This is a genomic window from Phenylobacterium sp. (assembly GCF_031425575.1).
In the GTDB taxonomy this organism is placed as follows: Bacteria; Pseudomonadota; Alphaproteobacteria; order Caulobacterales; family Caulobacteraceae; genus Phenylobacterium.
In genome coordinates, this window is record NZ_JANPJP010000066.1 from 1 (window position 1) to 8,493 (window position 8,493).

The following is an 8,493-nucleotide window of genomic DNA, read 5'->3' on the forward strand; positions in this document are numbered from 1 at the left end:
GCCTGGCGGATCACCGTCAGGCGCTCGCGCTGGATCTGCGGAAGGTCGTCGCGGGCCATGGCCTGGGCCATCCCCAGCACCCCGTTCAGCGGCGTGCGGATCTCGTGGCTCATGGTCGCCAGGAAGGCGGACTTGGCCTCATTGGCGGCGTTGGCGTCGTCGCGGGCACGCTCCAGGGTGACGTTCAGGTCGCGCAGCCGGTCCTCGGACTCCTTCAAGTCCTGGATGGACTGGGTGATCACCACGCAGCGCACGGGACCCTCGCCGGCGAAGCGCGCCGCGGTCATGCGGAACCACTCGCCGCTGACACCTTGATACGCGCGGATGTAGGACTTGGTCTTGCCGGCGAGGATGTCGCCCAGACCCTTCAGCAGGGTCTTGCCTTGGTTGCCCGGCAGCTTCGAGATCACGTCGAACAGGTTGCGGCCCAGGTGGTAGGTGTCGCTCTTGGTGAGCTCCGCGCCCCGAGCCCGGAAGGCCTGGTTGGCGGCCACGATGGCGCCGGTCTCGTCGACGACGGTCAGCATGGCGGCCACGCCATCGATCACGCCGCGCCCGAAACGCTCGGACTCCAGCAGCTCGGCATGGGCCTGGCGCTGGGCGGTGATGTCCTGCATGGCGCCGTGGATGGCCACGCACTTGCCGTCCACCATTTCGGGCTCGCCGACGACACGGAACCAGAGGTCCCCGCCCGTCGGTGTGGCCATGGGGCTCTCGAACTCGATCCGTTCGCCAGTCTGCATGGCGTCGCGAATATAGGCCCGCACCCCCTCACGTTCGGTCTCCGGAAAGATGGACACGGAGGCTCCGGCCTCCTCAACCCCTTCGGGCCGCCCCAGCATCGCCTGAACCTCGTGGCTCCAGCGGACGACGCCGTTGCGCAGGTCAACCTCCCAGCCGCCGAGGCGGGCGAGATGGCCAGCCGAGCGCAGGGAGGTCGAGGTGGCCTTCAGCCGCGCCTCGAGCTGCTTGGCCGAGGTGACCTCGGTCTGGACCGAGACGAAGCCGTCATGGGCGCCCGCGGCGTCGTAGGTGGGCCGCACGTCCAGGTCGATCCAGAATTGGCGCTGGTCCTTGGCCTGCATCTGGACCTCAAGACGGAAGCCCTCGCACGCGGCGATGTGGGCGCGCAGGCGGGCGAAGGTCTCGGGATCGGTGTGGGGGGATTCCAGCAGGGCGCAGGGCGTCAGGCCTCGGCATTCATTCAGGGAATAGCCGGTGATGGCGGTGAAGCCCTCGTTGATCCACTCGATGCGGCCCGCGGCGTCCAGCAGGACCGTGCCGCTGGAGGTCGCCAGGGCGATGCGCGCCAGCCGGCTGTCGAGGTCGCTGCGCGGCTCCAATCCCTCTGCCCCCGCCCTTCAATTCTTCCCAAGATTAACTCTGTTCCCGGGGAATGAACAAAGGGGAAAGGCGCCGCGAAAATTCGCCGCAAGGCGATCTCCTGATCAAGCCTGCGGCAGTAGGGTCGGGCTCTCGGTGGTGAGGCTTACAAGGTCGCTCTCGTCCTTCAGCCCCACGCCCGTCAGGCCAAGGCGCCGCGCCTCGGCGATGTGCCAGGCCAGCTTGAAGGCCGCCTCCTCATAGGACAGGCCCTCAGGGCGGATGTTGGAGATGCAGTTGCGCTCCGCGTCGGTGCGGCCCACGTGGGGCGCGTGGGTCAGGTAGACCCCCAGGCTGTCGGGGCTCGACAGGCCGGGCCGTTCGCCCACCAGCAGGGCCACCACGCCGGCCCCCAGGCGTCCGCCGATCTCGTCGCCCAGGGCCACCCGGGCCTGGGTCGCGATGACCACGGGTCCGAGACTCCATCCCGCGCGATCGACATAGGGGGCCAGGGCGGCCACCAGGGGAACGGCGTGGGCGTGGGCGGCGGCGCTGGAAAGCCCGTCAGCCACCACCAGCACCAGGTCGGATCCACGCGCCTCGGTGCGCTCCAGTATCTGGCGGCTCGCGCCCGACAGCTTCCGCCCGAGGTCTGGCCGACGCAGATAGGTCCCCCGGTCCGGCGCGGCGCTGGCCACCTGGACCGTGGCGTGGCCAAGCGCCTCCAGGCCGCGGGCGACGGCGTCAGCGTCAAAAGGGGCGTGCACCGCGTCCCGGGCCTGGGCGTGGGCGAGGGCCAGGGCCAGCACCTCGCGGGTCGGCAGGGCGGGGCCTGCCCGGCCCAGCGCGATCCGTGCGGCGGTCAGGCCGGTGAGCTGGGTCCAGGGATCGCGGGCAGGGGGCTCGCCCATCAGGCGCCTGTCAGCAGTCGGTGGGTCGGCGTGCGCGGCAGCAACCGTCCGTCGCCGCCGGTGATCTTCATGCCCTCCAGCCAGGCCTCGAACTCGGGCGCCCGCCCAAGGCCCAGCAGCTCCCGGATGTAGAGCGCGTCGTGGAAGGAGGTGGACTGATAGTTCAGCATCACGTCGTCACCGCCCGGCACCCCCATGACGAAGGTGACGCCGGCTGTGGCCAGCAGCGTCAGCAGGGTGTCGATGTCATCCTGATCAGCCTGCGCATGATTGGTGTAGCAGACGTCGCAGCCCAGCGGCGCGCCCAGCAGCTTGCCGCAGAAGTGGTCCTCCAGCCCCGCGCGGATGATCTGCTTGCCGTCATAGAGGTACTCCGGGCCGATGAAGCCGACGACCGTATTGACCAGCAGCGGATCGAAGGCGCGGGCGACGGCATAGGCGCGGGACTCCAGGGTCTGCTGGTCCACGCCGTGGTGGGCGCCCGCCGACAGGGCCGAACCCTGGCCGGTCTCGAAGTACATGACGTTGTCGCCCACCGTGCCGCGCTTCAGCGAGAGCGCCGCCTCGCGCCCCTCCTTCAGCAGGGCGAGGTTCACGCCGAAGCTGGCGTTGGCGGCCTGCGTGCCGGCCACCGACTGAAAGACCAGGTCCACCGGCGCCCCGCGCTCGATCAGCTCAAGGCTGGTGGTGACATGGGCCAGGACGCAGGCCTGGGTCGGGATCTCGAACCGCCCGATCAGGCCGTCCAGCAGGCGTAGCAACTCCCCGGTGGCGACCAGGCTGTCGGAGGCCGGATTGATCCCGATCACCGCGTCGCCGCAGCCGTACATCAGGCCGTCCAGCACGCTGGCGGTGATCCCGGCCGGATCGTCGGTGGGATGGTTGGGCTGCAGCCGCACGGCCAGGGTCCCGGGCAGGCCGATGGTGTTGCGGAACCTCGTCGTCACCCGGCATTTCGAGGCCGCCAGGATCAGGTCCTGATTGCGCATCAGCTTGCTGACCGCCGCCGCCATCTCCGGCGTGATCCCCGGCGCCAGACGGGCGAGCACCGCCGGCGTGGTCGTCTCCGCCAGCAGGAAATCGCGGAACGCCCCGACCGTCAGGCCGGCGATGGGACCGAAGGCCTGCGCGTCATGGCTGTCGCAGATCAGCCTGGTGACCTCGTCGGTCTCGTAGGGGATGAGCGGCTGGTCCAGCAGGGTCTTCAGCGGAACCTCGGCCAGGGCCAGCTTGGCCGCCACGTTCTCCTGGGCGCTGGACGCCGCAAGTCCCGCCAGGGCGTCTCCCGACCGGGGCGGCGAGGCCTTGGCCAGCAGATCCTTCAGGTCCGGAAAGATCCAGGTGGTCGTGCCCACGACCTGACGATAACCCATGGCGCGCCCCGTGCAGGCGAGGATCATGGCGCCTTCGCGCGCGGCCCCCAACCCCGGGGGGGTTTACAGAGCCCGCGCCAGCCTCAGGGCCTCGGCGTTCTCGGCCCGGGCGCGGCGGTCGTTGATCGCCACGTCGGCGTCCAGGGAGTCGTCGTAGGAAACCTCATCCTCGAAGGGCGAGATGATCGCGTCGGGCAGCAGGTCCATTTCGTTCGGCATCGGACGCTTCTCCAAGGTTAGCGCTCGCCTGTCGCGGGAACAGCAGGATGCCGTTCATCTCTCGTTAAGAAAAGCGTCACGTCACCGATCGGCGGGACTCTCACGCACTGTTGACCTGCCGGGCCGCGACCCCGCGACGCGGGCTTTTCAGTGATCGATGATCAGAAAGCGTATTGGCCTAAGCGTGGAACGGTATTTAGATGAAACCAACGCCGCGTCGGGGTCGGCGGACGCCGTCCTGGAGGCAGGATGGCGTTCGCAACCGCGAGAGTAGAGCGTCGCGGGAAGGAATTTGTTTTGCAGCGCACCATTACCGAGGGGCCTGACTACTTTCACAAGGTTGTCGATTGCCAGTGGGCCTGTCCGGCCCACACCCCAGTCCCTGAATATATTCGCTTGATCGCCGACGGCCGCTACTCCGACGCCTATATGGTCAATTGGCGGTCCAACGTTTTCCCGGGCGTCCTGGGGCGCACCTGCGATCGCCCCTGCGAGCCCGCCTGCCGCCGCGGCCGGGTCGAGGACGAGCCCGTCGCCATCTGCCGGCTGAAGCGCGTCGCCGCCGACAACAAGTCCGACATCACCGCCTTCCTGCCCGCCGTCGCGCCACGCAACGGCAAGACCGTGGCCCTGGTGGGCGCGGGTCCTGCGGCCCTCACCGTGGCCCGCGATCTCGCCCCCCTCGGCTACCACGTCGTGGTCTTCGACGGCGACGCCAAGGCCGGCGGCATGATCCGCCGCCAGATCCCCCGCTTCCGCCTGCCGGAGGAAGTGATCGACGAGGAGGTGGGCTACATCACCGGCCTCGGCCTCGACATGCGGCTGGGCCAGCGCGTCGACAGCCTCAAGGACCTGCTGGAGGAGGACTACGACGCGGTCTTCATCGGCACCGGCGCGCCGCGTGGCCGGGACCTGGACCTGCCCGGCCGCCAGGAGGCCGCCGCCAATATCCACATCGGCATCGACTGGCTCTCCAGCGTCGCCTTCGAGCATGTGGACCGCATCGGCAAGCGGGTCATCGTCCTGGGGGGCGGCAACACCGCCATGGACTGCTGCCGCACCTCGCGCCGCCTGGGCGGCGAGGACGTCAAGGTCATCGTCCGCTCTGGCTTCGACGAGATGAAGGCCTCCCCCTGGGAGAAGGAAGACGCCCTCCACGAGGACATCCCGATCCTCAACTTCCTGGGTCCCAAGGAATTCACCCATGAGAACGGCCGCCTCACCGGCGTGCTCTTCGAGAAGGTGGTCGCCCAGTTCGACGACAAGGGCCGTCGCAAGCTGGTCCCGTCCGGCGAACCCGACCAGCACTTCGAATGCGACGACGTCCTGGTGGCGGTGGGCCAGGAGAACGCCTTCCCCTGGATCGAGCGCGATCTTGGCCTCGACTTCGACGAATGGGGAATGCCCAAGGTCGACGAGGTCACCTTCCAGTCCACCCTGCCTCGGGTGTTCTTCGGCGGCGACTCGGCCTTTGGGCCCAAGAACATCATCTGGGCGGTCGCCCAGGGCCACGACGCGGCCATCTCCATCGACAGGTTCTGCCAGGATCAGGACGTCCGCGACCGGCCGGCCCCGGGCACCTCGATGGTCAGCCAGAAGATGGGCATCCACGAGTGGAGCTACGACAACGACATCTCCAACGACCTGCGCCACCGCGTGCCCCTGCGGGAGAAGGGCGAGTCGCTGAAGAACGTGAAGCTGGAGGTCGAGCTGGGCTTCGATCCCCTGCTGGGTTTCGCCGAGGCGCAGCGCTGCCTGAACTGCGACGTCCAGACGGTGTTCGCCGAGCCGATCTGCATCGAGTGCGACGCCTGCGTCGACATCTGCCCGGTGGACGCCATCACCTTCACCGCCAATGGCGAGGAGGACGACCTGCGGATGCGCCTCAGCGCCCCGGCTCTGAACCTGACCCAGGACCTCTACGTCTCCGGCGAGCTGAAGACCGGCCGGGTGATGGTCAAGGACGAGGACGTCTGCCTGCACTGCGGCCTCTGCGCGGAGCGCTGTCCCACCGGCGCCTGGGACATGCAGCAGTTCACCCTTGAGATGACCCACGCGGGGGAAAAGCCATGCGCCCGCTAGAGGCCGTCAACGACTTCGTCGTCAAGTTCGCCAACGTCAACGGCTCCGGCTCGGCCAGCGCCAACGCCATGTTCGCCAAGTCCTTCCTGCGGATGGGCGTGCCTGTGGCCGCCCGCAACATCTTCCCCTCCAACATCCAGGGCCTGCCCACCTGGTACGAGGTCCGCGTCACCGAGGCCGGCCACCAGGGCCGGCGTGGCGGAGTGGACATGATGGTGGCCATGAACCCCCAGACCTGGGACCGGGATCTCGCCGAGATCGAGCCCGGCGGCTACCTGTTCTACGACAGCACCAAGCCGCTGCCGCCGTCGAAATTCCGCCAGGACATCACGGTGGTGGGCGTGCCCCTGACCGCGATGTGCAACGAGGCCTATTCGGTCCCGCGCGAACGCCAGCTGTTCAAGAACACCATCTATGTGGGCGCCCTGGCGGCCCTGCTGGACATCGAGATCGGGGTCATCGAGCAACTGCTGGCCGAGCAGTTCGCCGGCAAGGAACGGCTGATCGCCGCCAATGTCGCGGCCCTGCACATGGGCGCCGACTATGTGAAGGCCAATCTCGCGCCGCTCGGCCTGCGCGCCCGGCGCGCTGACAAGGTGGGCGACCGCATCTATGTCGAGGGCAACATGGCCGCCGGCCTGGGCGCGGTCTATGGCGGGGCCACGGTCTGCGCCTGGTATCCCATCACGCCCTCGACCTCGCTCGCCGAGGCCTTCACCGAGTTCTGCGCGGACTATCGGACCGACCCTGCGACCGGCAAGGCCCGCTACGCCATCGTCCAGGCCGAGGACGAGATCGCCTCCATCGGCATGGTGGTGGGCGCCGGCTGGAACGGCGCGCGCGCCTTCACCGCCACCTCGGGGCCCGGCATCTCCCTGATGCAGGAGTTCGTCGGCCTGTCCTATTTCGCCGAAATCCCGGCGGTGATCTTCGACGTCCAGCGCGGCGGTCCGTCCACCGGCATGCCCACCCGCACCCAGCAGTCGGACATCCTCTCGGCGGCCTATGCCAGCCACGGGGACACCAAGCATGTCCTACTGCTGCCGCAGGATCCGGGGGAATGCTTCGAGATGGGGGCTCTGGCCTTCGATCTCTCCGACCGCCTGCAGACCACCATCTTCGTCATGCTCGATCTCGACATCGGCATGAACGAGTGGCTGACCGCCCCCTTCGCCTGGGATGATAGCCGCACCCTTGATCGCGGCAAGGTCATGACCCATGACGAGCTGGAGGCCGGCCGCGACTTCGGCCGCTATCTCGACGTGGATGGCGATGGCATCCCGTTCCGCACCTATCCCGGGACCCATCCCACCAAGGGCGGCTATTTCACCCGCGGCACCTCGCGCAATCCCTATGCCCGCTACAGCGAAGAGGGCAGCGTCTATGTCGACAACGTCCAGCGCCTGCTGCGCAAGTTCGAGACCGCCAAGGGCCTGGTGCCGGCGCCGGTCCGCCGCGACGCCTCGCGTCCGACCCGCACCGGGGTGATCTATTATGGCTCCACCGGCGCGGCCATGGACGAGGCGTTGCAGGTGATGGAAGCCCAGGGCCGCTATGTCGACGCCCTGCGCGTGCGCGGCTTCCCCTTCGCCGATGAGGTCTTCGACTTCATCGCCGCCCATGACGAGGTCTTCGTGGTGGAGCAGAACCGCGACGGCCAGCTGCGCACCCTGATCATGAACGAGGGCGGGGTCGACCCGGCCAAGCTCACCGCCGTGCTGCACTATGACGGCACCCCCATCACCGCCCGCTTCATCGCCGGGGAGATCGGGGCCCAGCTCACCCCCGCCGCCCCGACGCCGGAACGCCGCCAGGTTCCGGAGGCCGCCGAATGACCTACATCACCAAGCCCCAGCTGCATCACCCGCGCCTGGTGGAGAACGCGCTGGGCAAGACGCGCCGCGACTACGAGGGCTCGGTCTCCACCCTCTGCGCCGGCTGCGGCCACGACTCCATCTCCGCGGCCATCATCCAGGCGGCCTACGAACTCGACCTGCCGCCGCACCGGGTGGCCAAGCTCTCGGGGATCGGCTGCTCGTCGAAGACCCCGGACTATTTCCTGGGCGCCTCCCACGGCTTCAACACCGTGCACGGCCGCATGCCCTCGGTGCTCACTGGCGCCAACCTGGCCAATCGCGACCTGATCTATCTGGGGGTCTCCGGCGACGGCGACAGCGCCTCCATCGGGATCGGCCAGTTCGCCCACGCCATCCGGCGCGGCGTGAACATGACCTATATCGTCGAGAACAACGGGGTCTACGGCCTGACCAAGGGCCAGTTCTCCGCCACCTCCGACAAGGGCTCGAAGTCCAAGAAGGGCGTGGTCAACCACGACTCGGCCATCGACCTGGTGAGCGTCGCCCTGCAGCTGGGCGCCACCTTCGTGGCCCGCTCCTTCTCGGGCGACAAGGCCCAGCTGGTGCCCCTGATCAAGGCCGCTCTCAGCCACCAGGGCTCGGCCTTCATCGATTGCATCTCGCCCTGTGTCGCCTTCAACAACCACGAAGGCAGCACCAAGAGTTTCGACTACGTGCGCGAGCACAACGAGGCGGTGAACTTCCTCGACGTGATCACCGGGCGCAACG

Annotated in this window: 7 protein-coding genes; 3 read left to right on the plus strand and 4 right to left on the minus strand. The window is 68.3% G+C overall.

Annotated features, from left to right (window positions below; all coding sequences use genetic code 11):
* The 4 genes from RMO97_RS03885 to RMO97_RS03900 form a co-directional block, all read right to left on the minus strand.
* On the minus strand, nucleotides 1–1,343 hold a 1,343-nt coding region (locus tag RMO97_RS03885), incomplete at its 3' end, for a PAS domain S-box protein (protein ID WP_310539229.1).
* A 105-nt stretch (nucleotides 1,344–1,448) separates the two neighbouring features.
* Nucleotides 1,449–2,234, minus strand: a complete 786-nt coding sequence (gene eutC / locus RMO97_RS03890) for an ethanolamine ammonia-lyase subunit EutC (RefSeq protein ID WP_310539230.1) — start codon at nucleotides 2,232–2,234, stop codon at nucleotides 1,449–1,451.
* Nucleotides 2,234–3,634 (minus strand): ethanolamine ammonia-lyase subunit EutB, encoded by a 1,401-nt coding sequence (locus tag RMO97_RS03895; RefSeq protein ID WP_310539231.1) that lies wholly within the window; start codon nucleotides 3,632–3,634, stop codon nucleotides 2,234–2,236. The genes eutC and RMO97_RS03895 overlap by 1 nt, the downstream gene beginning before the upstream one ends.
* 36 nt (nucleotides 3,635–3,670) lie before the next feature.
* Nucleotides 3,671–3,826, minus strand: a complete 156-nt coding sequence (locus tag RMO97_RS03900; protein WP_304777220.1) for a hypothetical protein — start codon at nucleotides 3,824–3,826, stop codon at nucleotides 3,671–3,673.
* Between the two features lie 249 nt (nucleotides 3,827–4,075).
* Here RMO97_RS03900 and RMO97_RS03905 point away from each other — a divergent pair, with 249 nt between their 5' ends.
* The 3 genes from RMO97_RS03905 to RMO97_RS03915 all read left to right on the plus strand — a co-directional run.
* Nucleotides 4,076–5,908, plus strand: coding sequence for an FAD-dependent oxidoreductase (locus RMO97_RS03905; protein WP_310539232.1), 1,833 nt, complete (start codon nucleotides 4,076–4,078; stop codon nucleotides 5,906–5,908).
* On the plus strand, nucleotides 5,896–7,743 hold the full coding sequence (locus RMO97_RS03910; RefSeq protein WP_310539233.1) for a 2-oxoacid:acceptor oxidoreductase subunit alpha: 1,848 nt from the start codon (nucleotides 5,896–5,898) through the stop codon (nucleotides 7,741–7,743). Before RMO97_RS03905 ends, RMO97_RS03910 begins: the two co-directional genes overlap by 13 nt.
* Nucleotides 7,740–8,493 (plus strand): 2-oxoacid:ferredoxin oxidoreductase subunit beta (locus RMO97_RS03915; protein WP_310539234.1); only part of this gene is annotated, 754 nt, incomplete at its 3' end. The genes RMO97_RS03910 and RMO97_RS03915, both read left to right, overlap by 4 nt.